The 21,061-nt window shown below is 47.1% G+C and carries 19 protein-coding genes; 12 read left to right on the top strand and 7 right to left on the bottom strand.

What is annotated here, in order from left to right; genetic code table 11:
- Position 1: 1 nt before the first annotated feature.
- Positions 2 to 1,171: a cation:proton antiporter gene (locus tag IRJ25_RS05915; RefSeq protein WP_269317898.1), complete on the top strand. Its 1,170-nt coding sequence runs from the start codon at positions 2 to 4 to the stop codon at positions 1,169 to 1,171.
- A 39-nt stretch (positions 1,172 to 1,210) separates the two neighbouring features.
- Here the strand turns inward: IRJ25_RS05915 and IRJ25_RS05910 are convergent, their stop codons facing one another.
- Positions 1,211 to 1,828, bottom strand: coding sequence for a DedA family protein (locus IRJ25_RS05910; RefSeq protein ID WP_269317897.1), 618 nt, complete (start codon positions 1,826 to 1,828; stop codon positions 1,211 to 1,213).
- Positions 1,829 to 1,917: 89 nt separating this feature from the next.
- On the opposite strand from IRJ25_RS05910, the gene IRJ25_RS05905 reads away from it, so the two are divergent.
- The 5 genes from IRJ25_RS05905 to argH all read left to right on the top strand — a co-directional run bounded on the left by IRJ25_RS05905 (position 1,918) and on the right by argH (position 8,059).
- Entirely contained in the window at positions 1,918 to 2,475 is a 558-nt protein-coding gene (locus IRJ25_RS05905) for a DNA-3-methyladenine glycosylase I (protein ID WP_078146999.1), read from the top strand.
- A 120-nt stretch (positions 2,476 to 2,595) separates the two neighbouring features.
- Positions 2,596 to 4,083, top strand: a complete 1,488-nt coding sequence (gene putP / locus IRJ25_RS05900) for a sodium/proline symporter PutP (protein ID WP_047795263.1) — start codon at positions 2,596 to 2,598, stop codon at positions 4,081 to 4,083.
- Positions 4,084 to 4,196: 113 nt separating this feature from the next.
- Complete coding sequence (locus IRJ25_RS05895) at positions 4,197 to 5,339, top strand: CapA family protein (RefSeq protein WP_214781294.1); 1,143 nt, start codon at positions 4,197 to 4,199, stop codon at positions 5,337 to 5,339.
- 124 nt (positions 5,340 to 5,463) lie between these two features.
- Complete coding sequence (locus IRJ25_RS05890; protein WP_269318242.1) at positions 5,464 to 6,678, top strand: argininosuccinate synthase; 1,215 nt, start codon at positions 5,464 to 5,466, stop codon at positions 6,676 to 6,678.
- On the top strand, positions 6,671 to 8,059 hold the full coding sequence (gene argH, locus IRJ25_RS05885; protein WP_269317896.1) for an argininosuccinate lyase: 1,389 nt from the start codon (positions 6,671 to 6,673) through the stop codon (positions 8,057 to 8,059). Before IRJ25_RS05890 ends, argH begins: the two co-directional genes overlap by 8 nt.
- Before the next feature lie 39 nt (positions 8,060 to 8,098).
- On the opposite strand, the gene IRJ25_RS05880 is transcribed toward argH, so the two are convergent.
- Positions 8,099 to 8,695: a TetR/AcrR family transcriptional regulator gene (locus tag IRJ25_RS05880; RefSeq protein WP_269317895.1), complete on the bottom strand. Its 597-nt coding sequence runs from the start codon at positions 8,693 to 8,695 to the stop codon at positions 8,099 to 8,101.
- Between the two features lie 169 nt (positions 8,696 to 8,864).
- On the opposite strand from IRJ25_RS05880, the gene IRJ25_RS05875 reads away from it, so the two are divergent.
- The 4 genes from IRJ25_RS05875 (at position 8,865) to IRJ25_RS05860 (ending at position 11,565) form a co-directional block, all read left to right on the top strand.
- Positions 8,865 to 9,683, top strand: coding sequence for a hypothetical protein (locus tag IRJ25_RS05875; RefSeq protein WP_214781299.1), 819 nt, complete (start codon positions 8,865 to 8,867; stop codon positions 9,681 to 9,683).
- Between the two features lie 75 nt (positions 9,684 to 9,758).
- Positions 9,759 to 10,700, top strand: a complete 942-nt coding sequence (locus IRJ25_RS05870) for a DUF5692 family protein (RefSeq protein WP_269317894.1) — start codon at positions 9,759 to 9,761, stop codon at positions 10,698 to 10,700.
- Between the two features lie 73 nt (positions 10,701 to 10,773).
- Positions 10,774 to 11,304, top strand: a complete 531-nt coding sequence (locus IRJ25_RS05865; RefSeq protein WP_012726424.1) for a biotin transporter BioY — start codon at positions 10,774 to 10,776, stop codon at positions 11,302 to 11,304.
- Positions 11,305 to 11,367: 63 nt separating this feature from the next.
- Positions 11,368 to 11,565, top strand: coding sequence for a hypothetical protein (locus IRJ25_RS05860; protein ID WP_012726425.1), 198 nt, complete (start codon positions 11,368 to 11,370; stop codon positions 11,563 to 11,565).
- Positions 11,566 to 11,586: 21 nt separating this feature from the next.
- Here the strand turns inward: IRJ25_RS05860 and IRJ25_RS05855 are convergent, their stop codons facing one another.
- From IRJ25_RS05855 to IRJ25_RS05835, 5 genes are all read right to left on the bottom strand, one after another.
- Positions 11,587 to 12,435 carry a sulfite exporter TauE/SafE family protein gene (locus IRJ25_RS05855; RefSeq protein WP_214781305.1) on the bottom strand — a complete coding sequence of 283 codons (849 nt, stop codon included), beginning with the start codon at positions 12,433 to 12,435 and terminating at the stop codon, positions 11,587 to 11,589.
- Positions 12,436 to 12,504: 69 nt separating this feature from the next.
- Positions 12,505 to 13,392, bottom strand: coding sequence for an alpha/beta hydrolase (locus IRJ25_RS05850; RefSeq protein WP_214781307.1), 888 nt, complete (start codon positions 13,390 to 13,392; stop codon positions 12,505 to 12,507).
- A 28-nt stretch (positions 13,393 to 13,420) separates the two neighbouring features.
- The gene (locus IRJ25_RS05845) at positions 13,421 to 14,209 is read right to left on the bottom strand and encodes an aminoglycoside N(3)-acetyltransferase (protein ID WP_269317893.1); all 789 of its coding nucleotides are present in this window, start codon (positions 14,207 to 14,209) and stop codon (positions 13,421 to 13,423) included.
- Positions 14,209 to 17,217 carry an SbcC/MukB-like Walker B domain-containing protein gene (locus IRJ25_RS05840; protein ID WP_269317892.1) on the bottom strand — a complete coding sequence of 1,003 codons (3,009 nt, stop codon included), beginning with the start codon at positions 17,215 to 17,217 and terminating at the stop codon, positions 14,209 to 14,211. The genes IRJ25_RS05845 and IRJ25_RS05840 overlap by 1 nt, the downstream gene beginning before the upstream one ends.
- Positions 17,217 to 18,320, bottom strand: coding sequence for an exonuclease SbcCD subunit D (locus IRJ25_RS05835; RefSeq protein ID WP_214781314.1), 1,104 nt, complete (start codon positions 18,318 to 18,320; stop codon positions 17,217 to 17,219). Before IRJ25_RS05835 ends, IRJ25_RS05840 begins: the two co-directional genes overlap by 1 nt.
- A gap of 107 nt (positions 18,321 to 18,427) precedes the next feature.
- Between IRJ25_RS05835 and IRJ25_RS05830 the strand changes: the two genes are divergently transcribed.
- Positions 18,428 to 20,158 (top strand): ABC transporter ATP-binding protein, encoded by a 1,731-nt coding sequence (locus tag IRJ25_RS05830; protein WP_269317891.1) that lies wholly within the window; start codon positions 18,428 to 18,430, stop codon positions 20,156 to 20,158.
- Complete coding sequence (locus tag IRJ25_RS05825; RefSeq protein WP_264092588.1) at positions 20,155 to 21,027, top strand: NAD(P)-dependent oxidoreductase; 873 nt, start codon at positions 20,155 to 20,157, stop codon at positions 21,025 to 21,027. Before IRJ25_RS05830 ends, IRJ25_RS05825 begins: the two co-directional genes overlap by 4 nt.
- The last annotated feature ends 34 nt before the right edge of the window (positions 21,028 to 21,061 follow it).

The following is a 21,061-nucleotide window of genomic DNA, read 5'->3' as shown; positions in this document are numbered from 1 at the left end:
TATGGATGGGTTAAACATCATCGTGTTGCTCGGGTTGGCGCTCACCCTCATCTCTGTCCTCAGTCTCCTGATTGAACGATTATTCTTCCCAAGTATTTTAGCGTTTATCGCAATCGGGGTCGGGGTCGGGTTTTTCTGGGATGGGAATGAAGTCTTTAAAGTCGCGGGAGAGATCGGAATCATTCTGTTATTTTTCCTACTCGGTCTGAAGTTTCCACTACGTGAACTTTGGAAGCGCATGCGGAAAGTATGGAAGGCGGGAATACTCGATATCATTCTGTCATTCGGGGTATCGTTTGGGATTGCTTTAGCATTTGGTCTCGATTTCCCTCGCGCCTTTTTAATCGGGGCCGTCTTATATGCGACGAGCTCCTCCATCTCTGCGAAACTGCTTGAGCGGCATTCCGAAAAACATGAAGATATTAAAGAGTTTGTGCTCGCATTACTCATCTTTGAGGATATTTTTGCCCCTCTCCTATTGACGGTTGCCCCTTTCATCATTCAAGAAGAACCGGTTGCGATGTCCGATATCGGCAAAGTGTTCGCAGGATTTCTGATATTTGGCGTACTCTTGTTCATTGGTTCGAGCTTCGTATCCAAACAACAAAAGTTTTCGAAGCACTTGTTGCGACAAGATGATGCGAGTATCGGTCTGATCGGACTCATTCTCCTTTTCGCGGGGATTGGGATGGTGTTTGGATTATCTGAGATTTTAGGAGCATTCATCGCCGGGATCATGCTCGCAGATATCCACGACGTGAGACCGCTGAAACGTTTGACCGTACCCGTCCGAGATTTATTCTTGCCGATCTTTTTCATCTCGTTCGGTATCTCGATCAACCTCGAGAAAGGTGTCATCGTGAATGCGCTCTTCTTCGTCTTGATTGTGTGGGGGGTATTATCAAAATGGATTGTCGGACGTGTCGGGGGCAGAATCTATGGCTTGACGCGTGTTCAAGCCAATGAAGCCGGGTTCTCACTCGCGCCACGTGGGGAGTTCTCTATTTTATTTACCGCCCTTTCGAACGGGGCCATCAACTTGTTTGTCGGTCTCTATATTTTTGTGTCAGCCATTGTCGGAATCATTCTGTTCCGTTTCTCAGAGTACTTGGCAGAAAAAACGGAGAAAACCCTCACGAAAGTCTTACCGGACGAGAAAAAAGAAGAATAAATTGGCGGACCCATATGCTGGGTCCGCCTACTTTGTGCATTAGTCTTTTGCTATTTTGTTGTGCCGCTTTTTACGCCATACGATATAAATGATGACGCCGATGAACAGCAGCCCATAGATCGCGTAGGAATAGGCATCGAGGTATGAGAGGATATCTTGCCAGTTCTCGCCGACTTTCATCCCGATGAAGATGAGAATGGTATTCCATAAGGCTGTTCCAGCCGTACTGAGCAGTAGAAATTTCACGAATGGCATGTTTGACATCCCTGCAGGAATCGAGATTAGGCTTCGAACGACCGGCATCAAACGTCCAAAGAAGACCATCCAGCCCCCGTACCGGTCGAACCACGCATCCGCTTTTTTTACATCATTCAGATCAAGTCGTAACCACTTCCCATATTTCTTCGTCCATTTTTCGATCTGCTCGACATCAAACAATAGTCCGAGGCCGTATAATAATACGGCTCCTAATATGGCTCCGACTGTCGATGCCACGATGACGAGCGTGATGGACAAGTTCGTCTTTACAGCAAAAAAACCACCAAAGAGTAAGACGACTTCAGAAGGGATCGGTGGAAACACATTTTCAATAAAAATCATGAATGCAATCCCTATGTAGCCGTACTGTTCAATCACAGAAATCATCCAGTCACTCATGTCTCTTCCTCCATTCTCCCCTCTATACCCGTCCATTTTGCTATATAATCGTAAGGACATGCTACACTCAAAGAAAGGAGCTGATTGAAATGGAAGAGACAGTACGGTGTCCTTGGTGCGGGACGGATCCACTTTACGTCCGTTACCATGACGAGGAATGGGGAAAGCCCGTTCACGATGACCAAAAGCACTTTGAATGTCTGACACTCGAGAGTGCGCAAGCAGGACTCAGTTGGATCACCATCTTGAGAAAGCGTGAAAATTATCGATTGGCTTATGCCGACTTCGAAGTGCAGCGAGTTGCTAGCTTTACGGATGAGGATGTGGAGAGACTCCTAGCCGATAGCGGGATCGTGCGAAATCGACGAAAAATCGAGGCGTCGATCAATAATGCGAAGCAGTTCATCAAACTACAGGAAGAGTTTGGCTCATTTGATTCGTACATCTGGTCATTCGTCAACGATGCACCGATCCTGAATGCATGGAACCGTCTTGAAGATGTTCCTGCGACGACGGAACTTTCTGAACGATTGAGTAAAGATCTGAAACGACGCGGCTTTAAGTTTTTAGGACCGACAACGGTTTATGCCCATCTACAAGCGACGGGTCTTGTCAATGACCACCTCACCTCTTGCACGTTCCGATAACTTAAGACCAGCTCTCAAAAATATCTTTACATTTCCCCACTTGTTGTGACAATATTTTGACAAAGTGATACTTTATCACTGAAAGCGTATTCATATTTTTTATCTTTCGGGGGGATGTTGATGAACGGAATTTTAGTGTCCATTGTCGTGTACATGGCACTGATGGTCTTGCTTGGGATCATCGCGTATCGGAGAACAAGCAGTATCGGAGATTATATGTTAGGTGGTCGGGCGCTTGGTCCCGGGGTCGCCGCCTTATCTGCCGGTGCATCAGACATGAGTGGATGGCTCTTAATGGGATTGCCTGGTGCCATGTATGCGTCAGGGATTTCAAGTGGTTGGATTGTCATCGGGTTGACAATCGGCGCCTATTTGAACTGGTTATTGGTCGCACCGAGATTACGCATTTATTCATACATATCGGATGATGCGATCACAATCCCAGACTTCTTTGAGAAGCGATTTAAAGACACAAAAGGCGTGTTGCGCTCATTTTCAGCTGCTGTCACGTTAATCTTTTTCACACTGTATGCGACAAGCGGATTCGTCGCCGGCGGTCGCCTATTCAATGCCGTCTTCGACATTGAGTTTGTAACAGGAGTTGTCATTCTCGCTTCTATCATTATTTTGTACACATTTATCGGTGGATTTTTAGCAGTCAGCTGGACAGATTTTGTTCAAGGATTGATCATGCTGTTCGCCCTTATTTTTGTACCTGCCATCGCCATTATGGCAACTGATGGGGTATCAAACGCTTTAGACACGGTACGAAATATTGATGAAGCGTTACTTGACCCGTGGACAGGGCAATCACTCATCGGAATCATTTCGCTATTTGCGTGGGGACTTGGCTATTTCGGCCAGCCACACATCATCGTCCGTTTTATGGCAATCGGAAAGCTCGAGGACATTAAGACGGCACGTCGAATCGGGATCTCATGGATGGTCTTCACCGTTGTCGGGGCGATGGCGACCGGATTGTTCGGTCTCGCCTATTACACACAACAAGGCCTCACCATCGATAATCCGGAGAACGTCTTTATCAACCTATCTGACTTATTATTCCCGGATTTGGTCACTGGTGTATTGTTGGCTGCTCTTCTCGCCGCCATCATGTCGACCATCTCCTCTCAATTGCTCGTCTCGTCGAGTGCCGCGACGACAGACTTTTATCAGAAGTTCTTCCGTAAGGAGGCGGGTGACCGTGAACTCGTCATGGTCGGTCGGATTACGGTCATTCTCGTATCCGTCATTTCAATCATTCTTGCACTCGATGCAGACGACACCATCTTAAACCTTGTCGGTTATGCTTGGGCAGGGTTTGGTTCATCATTTGGTCCGCTCATCTTGTTCAGTCTGTTTTGGAAACGAACGACGCGTCAAGGCGCGCTTGCTGGAATGTTGACTGGAGCCTTTGTCGTCATTCTATGGAAGAACTATGCCGCTTCTCTTTTCGGAACGTTTGGGACATTGTATGAAATGATTCCAGCATTCTTCCTGTCGGCACTTGCCATCTATATCGTGAGTTTGGTGACACCGCCACCAAATGAGGTCATTCAACGTGAGTTTGACCAAATGCAAGACATGGTCAAAGAACATATCAAATAATTCTCATGACAGGTCAAAAACGACCTGTCTTTATTTATTTAGGCAGGATTTTTCTTAATTATCGACGAATTTTAGGGTTATCGTACGAATCTGTCGTGAAAAGGAGAATCGGGATGAAACCAATCAAGATCGTCTCTCGTCTTACCTTCCTGTCTAGCTTTGTTTTATTAATTGCTTGTGGTACGACTCCGGTAACGAATCAAGAAATACCAGAAGAAGTCGAAGAACCGATTGTCGAGGTACCTGAAGAAATGCCGCCTGCCGAACCGGAACCGATTGTCACGACGGCCTCCCTCTATGCAATCGGCGACATCCTTCTACATGATTCGGTATACAACGCAGCTCGTACTGATGAAGGGTATGAATTTGATACTGCATTCGAACAGATCTCTCCAATATTGAGTCGCGCCGATCTATCAATCGCCAACCAAGAGAGCATGATTGGCGGGAGTGAAATCGGACTTTCGAGCTACCCGGCATTTAACAGTCCTTTTGAAATTGGAGATGCCTTACAACGGGCAGGAATCGATTTGGTCACGACAGCGAATAATCATACGCTCGACCGTGGCGTCCGAGCTATTGAAAATTCGATTGACCATTGGAACGCAATCGGAATGCCTTATACAGGCTCCTTCCTATCGGCTGAGGACAAAGCGAATATTCGTACGTTGACGGCCAACGATATTTCTTTTTCCTTCCTCGCATACACGTATGGGACGAATGGAGTCGTGCCGAAGCAGCCTTATCACGTAAATTATATCGACCTTGCACAGATGCAACCAGAGATCGAGAAGGCGGAACAGTCGACTGACATGACGGTCGTCTCCCTCCATTTCGGTACGGAATACGAGCCGTTACCGAATGAGAGTCAAACTGAGCTCGCCCAATCGTTAGCAGACCTCGGAGTCGACATCATCATCGGTCACCACCCTCACGTGCTGCAACCCCCGACCATGCTAGAAGGAGTTCATGGCAATCAAACATTTGTCATCTACTCGCTCGGTAATTTCCTTTCCGGACAACAAGGAGATGAACGAAACACGGGCGGCATCATCGGGATTGATGTGGTCAAGACAATCGAAGATGACCAATCGACTTTTGAATTGAAAAATCCGATGTTCTATCCAACCTTTACGCAAAAATCATCTGATGGACATTATGAGGTCGTCCCGTTAAAGGCTGCTCGTCCTGAACTTCTTTCCCCTGTTAGCAACCATATGTCGCAATGGTTACCCCAACTCAAAATCGAACAATGACGACCACGAAATCACTCGTGGTCTTTTTATTTTCAAAAAAGGGTTGCCACACGACATCTTATCCCTTACACTGAGTTGTATATTTATAAATAAAGATTAATAATTATTCATAAGGGGTGTTCATATTTTGAAACAGAAACTCGTATTGGCTTACTCAGGTGGTCTTGACACATCGGTTGCGATTAAATGGTTGGACGAACAAGGTTATGATGTGATTGCAGTCTGTTTGAACGTCGGGGAAGGAAAAGACTTAGAAAAGATCCAACAAAAAGCGATGAAAGTTGGAGCGAAAAAATCAATCGTCATCGATGCGGTCGACGAGTTCGTCAACGAGTTCGCTCGCTATTCGATACAGGCCCATACATTATATGAAGGCGTATATCCACTCGTTTCGGCACTATCACGCCCCCTCATCTCGAAAAAATTGGTCGAGGTCGCACAGGCCGAAGGCGCCGTCGCCGTGGCTCATGGATGTACCGGGAAAGGAAATGACCAAGTACGTTTTGAAGTGTCCATTCATGCACTCGATCCTTCACTAGAAATCGTCGCACCGGTTCGGGAATGGAAATGGTCACGTGAGGAAGAAATCGCGTATGCGGCAAAACATCAAATTCCGATTCCAATCGTTCAAGAAGAGCCATTCTCAATCGATCAGAACATCTGGGGACGCGCCATCGAATGCGGCATTTTGGAAGATCCTTGGGCATCACCTCCGGCAAGCGCATATGAGTTAACAGCAGCACTGGAGGATACACCGCATGAACCGACTTTTCTTGAAATTGAATTCAAGAACGGAGTTCCGGTCGCTATTGACGGGAAGAGCCAATCGTTCACCGATATCTTAAAAGAGCTCAATATCGTCGCGGGTGCCCACGGCGTCGGGAAGATTGACCACATCGAGAACCGGGTCGTCGGTATCAAATCACGCGAGGTGTATGAGGCACCTGGCGCCATGACATTAATCACTGCACATAAAGCTCTTGAAGCCTTGACACTCGTTCGTGAAGTGGCGCATTTCAAACCGATTGTCGAACAAAAATTGACGGAAACGATCTACAACGGACTTTGGTATTCACCGCTCACAAAAGCACTTCTTGCCTTTATCGATGAGACACAAGCGACCGTCACAGGAACGGTTCGCATGAAACTGTTTAAAGGACAAGCCATCGTCGACGGACGGAAGTCGCCAATCTCGCTTTATGATGAGGAACTTGCGACCTATACGTCAGCAGATACGTTCGATCAGCAAGCAGCTGTCGGATTCATCAAGTTATGGGGTCTTCCAACAAAAGTTCAATCAGAGGTGTTGATGGAAAAGGGAGCGTTCGTCAATGAGTAAATTATGGGGAGGCCGTTTCGAGAAGACGGCGAGCGATTGGGTCGATGCATTCGGTGCATCGATTGAATTTGACGCTCAACTCGTCCTTGAGGATTTAGAAGGTAGCATGGCTCACGTGACGATGTTAGGTGACCAGGGCATCCTCTTAAAAGAAGAAGTCACTCAAATCCTTGATGGATTACAACAACTTAAGCAAAAAGCACTCGCGGATGAATTGAAATTCGAGGTGTATCACGAAGATATCCATATGAACTTAGAAGCTCTGCTTCATGAAGCGATCGGACCGGTTGCAGGGAAGATGCATACGGCACGTAGCCGAAACGATCAAGTCGCGACGGACATGCATCTTTACTTGAAAGAACGTGTGAAAGAAGTGATTCAATTGATTGAATCACTTCAGCGTGAATTGCATGCTCACGCTTCAGAAAACGTAGAGACAATCATGCCTGGCTATACGCACCTTCAACGTGCACAACCGATCTCGCTGGCCCATCACTTACTCGCCTATTTCTGGATGCTAGAGCGTGATAAGAAGCGGTTTACGGACAGCTTGAAGCGGATTGATTGGTCTCCTCTTGGCGCAGGAGCCTTAGCCGGGACAACGTTTCCGATTGACCGTTCCCGTTCAGCTGAATTACTTGGATTCAATCGGGTTTACCCGAATAGCCTCGATGCCGTTAGCGATCGTGACTTCATACTCGAGTTTCTTTCAAATGCATCAATGCTTATGATGCACCTCTCCCGCTTCTGTGAAGAATTGATTCTTTGGGCAAGCGAAGAGTATCGCTTCATTACAGTGTCGGATACGTTCTCTACCGGTTCGAGCATGATGCCACAAAAGAAAAACCCTGACATGGCCGAACTCGTCCGTGGAAAATCGGGTCGAGTGATTGGAAACTTGATGGGCTTGTTGACGATCATGAAAGGACTTCCACTCGCTTACAATAAAGACTTACAGGAAGATAAAGAAGGGATGTTCGATACGGTCAAGACCGTTCAAGGCTCGCTCAGTATCATGGCGGGGATGATGAATGAACTGACGTTCCACCCGGACGTCATGAAACAAGCGACCGAGCGCGATTTTTCTAATGCGACCGAACTCGCCGATTATTTGACGGCAAAAGGGTTACCGTTCCGTGAGGCGCACGAGGTGACTGGAAAACTCGTCAAATATTGCGTGGATGAGCGATTGTATTTACGCGAGCTTCCAATCACGGTGTACCAAACGTACTCTGAATTGATTCAAGAGGATGTGTATCATGCCTTGACCCCTGAACAGGCAGTCGCACGCCGAAACAGTTACGGTGGAACAGGATTCGATGCCGTCCGTGAACAATTGAAAGAAGCCTCAGTATGCATGAGCACGATGACCTATTCTTAATCGTCACTCACCCGTCACGTTAATCTGTGACGGGTCCTTTTATTTATCCTGTTCATTCAAACGTTCTACGAATGAAGGAAGTCCTTTCTCAAGTAGAAGATCGAACACCTCCATCATCTCATCGATAGAATTTTCATTGACGTCTAGTAGATATTGTAAGACGACCCCGTCGACTGCCCCTATCAACCATGAACTGAACGCATTGTTTAGACGAGTGTTTTCTAATCCGTACAAATGAATCAGAATTTGTTCGATTTGTTTTGTCCATTCTGCATATTTGTCCTTTAATTTTAGTTGTGCATCCATATTGCCCAGTAGTACTTCATGAGCAAAATGATACTGCAAGCGGTTCTCTGCATCTTTATGAAAGCGTTCCGCCGTATTTCGTGCAATCTCCATTTTGATACGTTCTTTTGAATAGGCATCGTCTGTCATTTCTTTGGCGATTTGAGAGGAAACAGACAAGCTCTCATTCATTAAATCGTACAATAGATCTTCTTTATTTTTGTAATGATGATAGATGGCTCCTGTCGTCATATTCGACTCGATTGCAATCGCTCTGACTGTTGCCCCGTTCACCCCACTTCGAATAATGACCGTTCTGGCTGCATCTAGAATTTTATTTTTACCGTCCACTATTATTCTCCCCTTTCGAGTCCACTTTAGAATAACATAGCTCTACCAATGCGAGTGCTCAGGACTAAATTTTGTGAAATAATTCACATTGACTAAATAGGATTGTCCGCCTATACTAAAAACATAACAAACGTTATGTTTGTTAAATTCAAATGAGAAGGTGAATGGAATGAACGTCTGGCCACATGCAATCTCGATGCCACTCTATTTAGGTTTATTATTAGGAATCATCGTTTTTTTCAGAAAGCACTATAAACTGTCCGCCTACTTTTGGCTCGCTTCGTTATTGACCATCCCACTATGGATGATGGGGAATGTTGATGGATGGTTTCGTTGGGCAAAAATTGTAAGCGTTATCATCCCGACAATTATCGTTGGTTTCTCTCGAATCGCCATTTACGAGAAAAAGAAAGGACGAATTTGGGACTTTTTAAAGCGTGACGAATTTTTATGGTTCTTCTACGCCATATTGTTTTTGAATATCGCAGAAGCCACGATTAAAGATGTGACACTCGGCAACTACTTTAATGCCGCCTGTGGATTTTTACTCTGTGTGACGATTCCTTTCGCACCGACTTTTTGGAAGTTTGCGAAAGAAGGATACGCCGATCTCGTAGCCTATACGACTGGGTCATGGAATTTTATATACACGTCATGGAACGCATGTTTCGTCTATGCAGAATCTCCAACTTATTTTGCCAGCTCGCTCTGCATCTTGCTTGCGGCAGAACTGTATCCGGTCATCAAAGGACGACCAGAGCTTTACATTACCGCTCGTATTTACACGCTTGCAGCCCATTTATTGATTCGCGCATGCTATGACATCTTCCCGCAAGTCATGAACTCTTCGACATGGTTCAACCCGGAAGTATTGAAATCATGGGGAATGATTAATTTTGTGATCATCGTCCCTTACGTCTTCTGGCATATGTGGCAACTTCATCACAATAAGGCCATCATCAGCTTCAAGAGAGCCAAAGTATCATGATGGAATCGAATATGTGAACGTATAATTCCGATTGCTCAATAGTGAACAAATAACAGTTGTAAGGAGGAGATTTGAGTGGGAATTCTGTATGAACGAATCGATCTCGTCGGATGGGGAATTGGGTTATTTGTCTTGTTTAGCTTGATGGCTTTCAATGAATTCAGTCGCACAACCAAGTGGGGAGGAATAACGTTATTCTTGATTGTACCGACTATACTGACCCTTTTCGTTTGGCCGACAACCGCAGCACCAGGGAACGAATATGGAACAGGTACATGGTTCAACTGGGTGAAAACATATTCTGCTCTCGCCGGCTGTCTCGGTTTCATGATTATTCGATATCGGCCCTCGCTATTACGAAAGAAATGGGTCTTATTCTTTCCACCGGGGATTTTGGCTCTGAACATTTTAGAAGCTTGTATCCGAGACTTTCAAGTATACTTCTATAACGTTCCCGATGGCGCTTATATCGATCACCTTTGGGTCATGTCCGGACCTTGGAATCTAATGAACGGTTTTGCAGGATTATTGAACATCATCGCCATCTGCGGATGGGTTGGAATCAATATTTCGAAAGATCAATCAAAAGATATGATATGGCCCGACATGATTTGGCCATGGATCATCGCCTATGATTTATGGAATTTTGCTTACGTTTATAATTGTATCTCTGACCACTCGTTTTATGCGGGATTGATTCTGCTCCTTTCGTGTACCATTCCTTCTTTCTTTATTAAAAAAGGAGCTTGGTTGCAACATCGTGCCCACACGTTGGCTTTATGGATTATGTTCGTCATGACAGTTCCGGCGTTCGCCGACCGATTAGCTCCCGTACCGTCGACACATGACCCGAGAGCTTTCTTTATCGTCAGTCTGCTCTCCCTCTTATTCAACGTGGCACTTGTCTCCTATCAATTTTATCGGATCCGTCAACGACATCTTCATCCACTCAAGGATGAGCTTTATGTTGAAACGAAGGCATATCAGACAGCTTTGAGCCAAAACGGGCTGTCTTGAAATAATTCTTGCCAACCCCTTCTCAACATGTTAACTTTTATATTGTTAACGTTAACTGAAAAGGGGTTTACATATGAAGATTCAAGATATGACTCAAATCGCCTTCGGCGCAGCACTCATCGCAAGTATCGGTTTCATCGAAATACCGATTGGACCCGTTCCGATCACCCTTCAAACACTCGCCATCATGACCATCGCCGGCATATTCGGTGCTCGGAAAGGATTTTTGGCAGTCATCGTGTACCTCCTGCTCGGCTTGATCGGACTTCCAGTACTAAGTGGTCAAGGAGGTCTCGCACCATTTGTAGGACCAACTGTCGGATATTTAATCGCCTTTCCGATTGCAGCGCTCTTCATTGGCTGGTTCAGCGAACGCTACCGCTCCATTCCAGCATTGATTGGCTATAACTTTTTATTCGGTCTAGGGCTCGTCTACTTACTCGGAAGTATCGGACTCGAGATCGTTCTCGGTATGTCGTTCATTGATGCGCTCAAAGTAAATATTCCATTTCTCTTTGGCGACGCATTGAAAGCAGTGCTCGCAGCCATATTAGCCGTGAAAATTTCTCAGAACGTTCAAGTCCGTCGTTCCCTCGCTTCGTAAAGGTTCGAACGTTTCACCCGTTTCCATCTGTGGAATAACTGTAGTATGGAAGGGGGTGTCCCGATGAGCGACTCGACGTTTAAAAAACGCTTGCAGAAAGCGACCCACTTTTACCAACGCTCTGACAAAGGGCAGCGTCAAGGAATCGATAAGTCGTCTCATGAGAAACGTGACACAGATGCGTTCGAGCGAAGACTCCGTGAGGCAAAAGCGAAAGTTGGCGAGATTCAAGAAAACATTGACCATATTGCTAGACGTTAAAACCCCGTCCGAAGACGGGGTTTATTTTTTGCGTTGTCGAATGAGAAGCGTGACGATGAACAGAAGTGCTAATGTGACGAGAAGTGCAAGTGATGCCGTATTCCACCCAATCAAATTCAACCCTACACTGATGGCGACCGTGATATAAAATCCACCGAGCGCTTTTTTGACGTGCTGCGAGCTGAAACGTTGTAGCTGTTTCGCTCCAAAGGGTGACCCGATCATGGCGCCCGCAATCAGAGCAAGACCGTGCAGATAATTCGTTTCAGCACCCGCCACCGCGTAACTTATGACACCGGATACGACGATGAGAAGCGCTGCCGTAATACTCGTTCCGACCGCACGCTTCATCTCTGTGTTCAACAACTTGACCTGAAGAGGAGTCAAGACGAATCCACCGCTCACGCCCATCAACGAGGAGATGAACCCCGCGAACACACCGATGATCCCAAGGCGTGGTACAGAGTCCGTTCCGACGCTTCCTTCCACATGCTGTTTCGAACGAAAGAAAGAAACCGCAAAATATGTGAGTAATGCGATATAGACGAGTGAGATGATCAGTGTCGCCCCATCGACTCCTTCTAAATAAAAGACAAGCGGTGTGGCAATCCATGTCCCGACAATCCCGAACAAACCGATCCATAAGGCGTGCGACACGTTCACGTTACGCAAACGGATATGCGAGATCGTTCCTGCCGTCGTTGATCCGAGTGTCAACATGAGGCTAAGAGCAATCGCCGCACTCGCTTCATACCCGAAGACAAGGAGAAGTGGTGTCAGTAAGATGCCACCACCAATCCCAAAGAAACCGCTCAAGATTCCGATTAACGTTCCTAAAAGGAGAAACTGTAATACTTGTAAAACGTCCATGTTGTACCCTTCTTTCATTGGTCTCGTCTGCAATCATATCAAAAAGGGGCGTCGAATGCGCCCCTTTGCTTACAATGACCGTTCTAGAAACTCGAATATTTGTTGACGATATTCATTCTGGAATGACTGGTACGACCCGACATGACCTTCGTTATCAGTCACCCAAAGTTCGACGCGTTCTTGTGCTTCAGCCAATTTTTCACTTTCAGAAACAGGAATCGCATCATCGTCTTTACTGTGGATCAATAAGATAGGAGCCTCAATCAACTTGATATCCTGAATAGGAGATACGACGTCGGCATCGAGACCGGTGAACCAAGGGGTCACAGTCATGATGACGGGCGTGAACGGAACGTTCGGTAAGTCACTCCATACCGGAAGATTTGTCTCGAGATAATTTCGTAAATCACTAAACGGACTGTCGGCGATGACTGCAGCAACTTCGACATCATCAGCTGTAGAGAGTGCTGTCGCCGCTCCCATTGAAATCCCGTACAAGACAACCGGTCCTTTTGAACGACCTTTCGCATATTGGATGGCCGCTTTTAAATCGGATTGTTCTTTAGCGCCGACCGTGACTCGGTCACCCTCTGAAATCCCTGACCCGCGAAAATCGAACGTTAAAAATTGGTATCCTTGTTCATGAAATTCTGGAATCAACTCTTTCAACGGTAAATCTTCCTGTTCACGATTCTTCCCATATCCGTGGGCAAAGACGATGGTCGCACGCGGCGTAGGATGAGGAATCCACCATCCGTATAAGTCATATCCTTCCTCCGATTCGATTGTCACATTCTCATACTTCAAACCAAGTGATTTCGGGGTATATGTCAATGTTTCCCGCTCCGGTGACGTCAACTGATCCCCAATATGAGCCGAGATTCCTCCGATAGCCAAACCGGCAACGAGTAAAATGATGAGTACCGCAATACTCACTAGTTTCATCCAACGATTCATCCGTAACTTCCCCTCGATTCTATTTTCTCTATCTCAACCAGCTACGAAGCGCGATGAGCGCATGTTGGACTGGTTCCCATGTGCTAGACGGAATGAGATAACATGTCGCTTCATGGATAGAAAATGTTCGCACATCCTTTTGTTTGACGATGTTCTCGCCGATTGCGCCAAACGGATCGCTGTTCACATCGACATGTTCAAATGTACGCCACTTTCGCTCCCCTCGTTCTATAACGGCACAACCGAATGATTTGGTCGGGCCATCAATTCCGTACTCGGCATAATGCCAGAGTGTCGTCGCATCGAGCGGAGACCCAAGGTGAAGGATTCGTGCGTTTCGCTCAATCATTCGCTCGATAGGTGAACCTGGACCGAACCCGACATCGATAGTATGACCGGACACGATGGCTTCAGCATCATCGCCCCAGGCGGCAACGGACCACATCGGATGGGAACTACGATATACATTCGGATAGCTTCGGAACTGTTCCGGCACCCGTCCCATGCCACGTGTCGCTGTTTTATCAGCTTCGTACGGAGGCATCTCCGCGCGAATCGTCTGCCACCATTCCACGGGGACAGGTGGCGCTTCCCATTCAGCTGGGTCTGAATTGTCTCCGGTCTGGGTCGCCATCATAATCAACCCAGATGGACCGACCACTTCCTGAATCGCTTCAATGACAGTCTGCGCCCCTCCACATACCCAACCGAGTTTTGAGAGCGACGAATGGACAAACAACGCCTCTCCCGAGCGAACGCCGGCTTCTTTTAACTGTTCAATGAGACTCGACTTCGTCACCATCTGTTTCACAACCATCACTCCACAATCAGCTGGATCGACGACCCGCTTCTAGATTTTTTCACTTCAATCCGTGCATCGACACGGTCTTTCAATTCTTGGACATGACTGATGACGCCGACGAGCCGACCGGTCGCCTGTAAAGACATCAATAATTCAATCGCCTGGTCTAGAGATTCGGCATCGAGCGTACCGAATCCTTCATCGATGAGCATCGTTTCAAGACTGATGCCCCCACTCAACTGTTGAACGACTTCCGCAAGTCCAAGAGCGAGTGACAACGACGCCTTAAACCCTTCACCGCCAGATAAATTTTGTACACGACGCGATTGTCCGGTATAAGCATCAAAGACGAGAAGCTCAAGACCAGATTTGGCATTCCCTTTCGCCGTCTCGACTTTCCGCTCAAGCCGGAACTGACCGCTCGTCATCTGATCCAAATGAATGTTGGCCGCATGAAGGATCTGATCAAAAAAGGCGGTTTGAACATATGTCTCAAACATCATTTTCTGTGGGTTGATTCCCTTCCCCGTATCCGCAATCAATTTGATTGTCTCTAATTTCTGTTCTTCTTGCGCCGTCTGTTCGCGAAGGGTATTCCATTCCGAGATGACGTGTCTATGTCGAGACAAGGCATCTTGGGCTGTGATCAGCTGTTTCGACGCCTGCTCACTGCATTCAGCCACTTCCTTCACTTTCATCTCCATCTCGTGCAGGTCTGGTCGCTCCTGATTCTTCAGTTTTTCTTCAATCATCTGTTTATGGTGTCGGAGTCGAACACCTTCTTCCTCCTCACGTTGCAACTGTTCACGAATCATTGTCCGCTTGTCGATTTGATTGGCGTATGATTCATAGCGTTCACGCGTCAGATGTGATGCTTCTAGCTGATTGACCCAGATGGTCTGCTGGGCATCATACTGCTTCGATGCTTCAGACAACTGTTCACGGATCAATGACAGTCGTTCTTCCTCTTTCCAAAGTGCTTTTTTCATCGTCTCAAACTCGTGGTCGTACGCCTCGACTTGTTTCATCAACATCGCGATGCGCTGCTCAAGGTCGGCTCGCTCGCGCTGCAACGCATCGAATGTCGTTTCTTCACTTTGGCCGAGTGCATGGAGACTTTGTTGCGTCGCCTCAAGTTCGGATACGACACGCTCCCGCTCTTCGAACTGTTGACGTCGCTCTTGCTCTAACTGTCGGATTTCTGCTGACAGTTGGCGAAGTGTCCGTTCATTCTCTTGACGCATTCGTTCTTCCCGTTGCAATAGCTCTGCACGTGTTCGCCACTTATTGAGTTCTTCTGTGATATCGCCATTGAATTGAATGTCTTTGGAAGCTTGCTCTAGTTCTTGTCGGACTGCTTCAAGTTGTTGATGAAGCGAACGATAGTCCGCCCTCGCTTCGATTAAGCGTGTGGACAAATCATCAAGACGTGCCACGGCCGCATCCCGCTCCGCGATGTTCGTAGCGGTTTCTTCGTGTTGTGGGATATCATGATGACGAGAACCACATACCGGGCATGGCTCACCGTCTACAAGCGTCTCACTCAATTGTCTCGCTAGTAGTAACTGTTCTTGCTTTGTAAACGTGGCGACCACTTCTTGTTGGGTCACGTACTGTCGTTGAACGTCTTTGCCCGTTCGTTCACATTCGTCGAGTTGTTTTGATAACTCACTCGCTTTTGTTTCAAGAGAGGCCAGATGCACCAATCGGTCGACATGACGTTCGGCATCGACTGCTCGTTCGCTAGGTTCAGACTTTACGTTCTCGACCAATTGTCGTTCTTTTTCTTGAAGTTCTTGTAACCGAGATTCTTTTGAAAACGTGACCAATTCTTTTGCACGATTCATCAATCGGTCACGAAGGGTCACGAGTGTGGCGCGTTCCTTGATTCTTGGCATCATCTCATCGACAATCCGTAGTCGCTCTTTACGAGAGATCACTTCTTCTTTGTCCTTTTCAATCGTTGGTTGTTGCTCCACTAACTTCGATTGGGTGGATTGCAAGTGCTCTAATTTTGTCGAGGAGGTCTGTTCTTCCATCGTCAACCGACGCACGAGTTGCTCTAGTTCCTGTAACCGTTCAAAGACTGGACGAATGTTGGCTGCGACCTCTAAATTTGTTAGCAGTTCACGTGTCTTATTTCGAATCGACTCACCGTTTAAAAAGATTGCAAGTGCTCGATCGGTTTCTTCTCGCTCCTGAAATAGGGTGATGAGCGCTTTTGCTTTCTCAAGCGCTTCTCTTGCCTCTTCCAGTGCTGTCGCATACGTTTGTTTCTGGGCTAAGGCCGTTTCACACGTTGCAATCAGATGTTCTTCACGCTCATCGAGCCAACGTTGAATCTCGTCGATTGACTGGGTCGACACCTCTTCGATTGCTTTATCTTCGAGCTCTAATAACTTGAGTCGCGTCCGCTCGACCGCCCATTCCACTTGTTTGCGATAGGTACTATAGCGTTCGCCCCACTTTTCCTGGAACGTACGATATGCCTCTGTTTTGAAAATGGATTGGAGAATTTGTTGTTTTTCATTCGAGTTCGAATCAAGTAATTGTCTAAATTGGTTTTGAGGGAGCAACAAGATTTGACTGAACTGTTCATACGATAATTGTAAAATCGATTCGATTCGTTCTTGTACCTCGTTCACCTTCGTCGCCAGCGGCTTCCAACCGTCCTCCCATTCATAGAGGATGGCCTCGTGGGGAATTGGCGTCTTATTTTTCGGATGAGGTTGTTGCGGCTGTCTTACGATCCGATAGCGGTCACCTCGAATCGTGAACGAAAAATCTACTTCCGTCTTCAACTCAGGTTGTGCATACTGGCTTCTGAAGTCACTAGCATTTCGAAGCGACCCACTCGCCCGGCCATAAAGGGCGAACGTCATCGCATCAAAAATGGTCGTCTTCCCGGCGCCCGTCCGACCGCTGACGACAAACATCGAGCGACCAACCAACTGGGTGAAGTCAATCGTTTCACGTTCTGCATACGGTCCAAATGCTTGAATCATCAATTCAACCGGTCTCATTAGACATCACCTTCTTCTATCATTTGCTTCACGGCATCTGAGGCAGTGCGATCATGCACGGCCTCAAAAAATTGGAGATATACCTCTTCTACTGACTGTCTTTCGAGCGTCTCGCGTTCAAACGTGGATGTCTGCTCCTGGCGACGTAACAGTTCCAATTCAAGATGAAGGATATTCGGATAGACAGTCCGAAGTTTCGCCATCGGATCATGAAGCGCCGTATCATCGGTCAATACAATTTTAAGGTAATCATCTGTCTTTTCTTGCTGATAATAAGTTGGGGTAAGGAGTTCGTTCAATGTTCCGGTGAGTTGTCGCATATCCCGCTCTGGTGTCAAGGCACGGCGACGACGTGTCCATTGACCGTTCCATTCCAGAACGTCGACGGATTTTTCATGATTGACCTCGGAAAACGAATATTTCATGAGCGACCCACTATATGCAATTCTTTCTGATTGAATCGCATCACGATTATGTAAATGACCTAATGCCGTATACGAAAAAGGCTCATATAACCCTTTGGCGACCTGTCCTGCCGTGCCAACAGATAGTTGACGTTCTGAATCCGTCTCCAGTCCGCCCGCTACAAAACTGTGGCCAATCGTCACGGCATCTTTTTCGATCATACCGAAAGCTTCAATGACCGCCTCCAGTGCATCATGATGCGTTCGAATCGAGTCGATACCGAGGATATGCCGTACACGAGCCGGCTCAAGGAATGGAATCGGATAAAATGGGACTCCTGCTACATCAAGGGGACCAGATGTCGGGTCGAGCTTCCCGACGATGTGAAGTCCTACTTGTCTCAATAACTTCGAACTATATTCGAGACGTTCTGCCGAATCATGGTTTCCGGCGATGGCTACGACTGGTATTCCGCGGTTCAAGACGAGCTCTCGCCACATCTCATCGAGTAAATCGACCGCCTCGACGGGAGGGACGGCTCGGTCATATAAATCCCCTGCGATGATGACCGCATCGGGTCGTTCCTCATCTACGATTTGTAAAAAAGAATGGAATAAGATATTCCGTTGATCTTCTGTCATATGTCGACCGTGGACGATCTTACCTAGATGCCAATCGGCCGTGTGAATCCATTTCATCACGTATCACCTCTCTTTCCTATTCTAGCATGAGTCATTCGTATGATTCGACGTCTTGACACCCGTTTTTGAAACAGCGAAAGTAAGAGGAGAGGAGGACTTCCAAAATGAAATCATCAACATGGCAAACTTTTTTTCAATTATTCAAAATCGCGAATCCTCCGAAAAATCTATTTGTCGGAGCCATTCTGATCTCGCTCCTTCAAGCCGTCGCCTCACTGGCCATTCCGCTCATCTTGCAGCGTGTGGTCGACCGGTGGAGCAGCGACTTATTGACACCTGAATGGATCATCTATTTCGTCATCGCATTTTTGATTCAGGTCATCACGAGTGCCGTTTCGATTTATTGGTTACATATTGTGGGGCAACGGGTCGTTGCCAATTTACGCACGACCTTGTGGGACCATCTCGTCAAACTGCCGATTCCATTCTATGACGGCATCAAGTCGGGGGAACTGGTGTCTCGGTTGAACAATGATACGACGACGCTTCAACAGTTGTTATCCGAACAAAGTGTCAGGTTGTTGACCTCTCTCGTCTCGGTCATCGGCGCCGTCGCCATCTTGTTCACACTCGATTGGCAAATGACACTCGTCATCTTGTTCTCTGTTCCGACCACACTCATCATTGTCATACCGCTCGGAAGAAAGCTACGTATCATCGCAAAAGAGACACAACAAGAACTCGGAAGTCTTTCCGGCTTCTTCGCCGAACTGCTCGGTGAGATTCGACTTGTCAAATCACAAGCGACGGAACAGATGGAAGTGAGTACCGGCAAAGCAAAAATCGAGACACTTTTCGATTACGGGGTGAAAGAAGGACGAATTCAAGCAATCCTCATCCCCCTTCTCAATGTGACCTTGACCGGGATGTTAATTGCCATCCTCGGGTTTGGCGCATATCGCGTCTCGACCGGAGCTTTATCAACGGGCGAACTACTCGCCTTCATGCTCTATCTCTTCCAAATCATCACGCCCCTCATCACGATGAGTGAATTCTTGACGAGACTTCAAAAGGCGCGTGGAGCTACGGAACGGATTGCTGAATTGCTCGAAGTCAGTCCCGAACTATACAGCACACATGAAGAAACGATTCATCAGACAGCACTCTCATTCGAAGACGTTGCTTTTCATTATGGCACTGAACCCGTCATCCAAGGATTGACACTTCAAGTTTCACCAGGGGCGACAACCGCCATCGTAGGACGTAGTGGTGCCGGGAAAACGACACTTTTCTCACTTGTCGAACAGTTCTACACACCGACGGCAGGGACGATTCGATATGGAAATCGAGAGATTCAAACATACGGGCGTGACACATGGCGTCAAATCATCGGGTATGTCGCTCAAGATTCACCCGTCCTTTCGGGATCTGTACGGACAAACATTGTGTACGGACTTCGACATGAAGCGAGCGATGATGAAATCAAAGAAGCCTGTGAGATGGCCAACGCATGGTCGTTTATTGAAACGATGCCAGAACAGCTCGATACGGAGATTGGTGAGCGAGGTATCCGTTTGTCTGGTGGGCAGCGCCAACGACTTGCTATCGCGCGAGCATTGTTACGAAATCCACAGATTTTATTGCTCGACGAGGCAACATCAAGTCTAGATTCTGAATCAGAACGCGTGGTCCAAGAAGCGTTAGACCGCCTGATGGTCGGACGAACGACACTTGTGATTGCCCATCGACTCTCGACTGTCAGACATGCTGACCAGATTGTCGTCTTAGAAGACGGACAAATCAGCGGAATCGGGAAACATGAGCAACTTTTAACAGAGAACGCACTATATCAGCGACTCGTTTCACAACAATTATTAGGGGGACAAGCCACATGAAAACAATCGGATTTATCGGGCTCGGGGTCATGGGCCAATCGATGGTACGTAATTTGATGAAACACGGATTTGAAGTACAAGCATATACAAGAACGAAAGAGAAGGCAGCCGCATTGTTAGAGGAAGGTGTGACATGGTGTGATGCGGTACAGGACGTTTGCCGAGACGCCGATGCCGTCATCACTATCGTCGGCTATCCGTCCGATGTCGAATCCATCTATTTTGGTGAAGGAAACATTCTTGATTCGGCAGAACCAGGTACATTATTAATCGACATGACGACGTCCTCACCGAAACTGGCTGAACGAATTGCCGAGACAGCCATTGAGCGGAGTCTCCTCCCACTTGACGCACCAGTCACAGGAGGCGATGTCGGCGCCAAAAATGGAACGCTTTCGATTTTAGTCGGTGGGGGTGAATTCGCCTTCAATAAAGCGAAGCCTTTATTTGAAGCGATGGGACAATCGATAGAACGAATGGGATACGCAGGAAGCGGTCAATATGCGAAACTTGCCAATCAAATCGCCATTGCCGGAATCATGATGGGGAATGCCGAAATGTTAGCGTTCAGTAAACGAGCTGGAATTGACCCAGAGGCACTCGTTCGTACGATTCGTGGTGGGGCAGCAGGTAGCTGGACGCTTGAAAACTTGGTTCCACGCATGATTATCGAAGATTATGCACCTGGCTTCTTCATCAAACACTTTATCAAAGACATGACACTCGCTATCGAGAGCGCACACGAGCTAGAAGTGACATTACCAGGTCTCGAGCTCGCACATCGCCTCTATTCAATTCTTGAAAAGAATGGATACGGAGAGAATGGCACGCAAGCACTGATCGAGTATTATCTTCATCAAGACGTTTGAAACCGGATGTTTGTGGAATTAGTAGGAGTGAAGG

Source organism: Exiguobacterium sp. KJ 601 (assembly GCF_027161185.1).
GTDB lineage: Bacteria > Bacillota > Bacilli > Exiguobacteriales > Exiguobacteriaceae > Exiguobacterium > Exiguobacterium profundum.
Note: the sequence above shows the minus strand (reverse complement) of the source record. Positions and strands in the feature narration are given on the sequence as shown.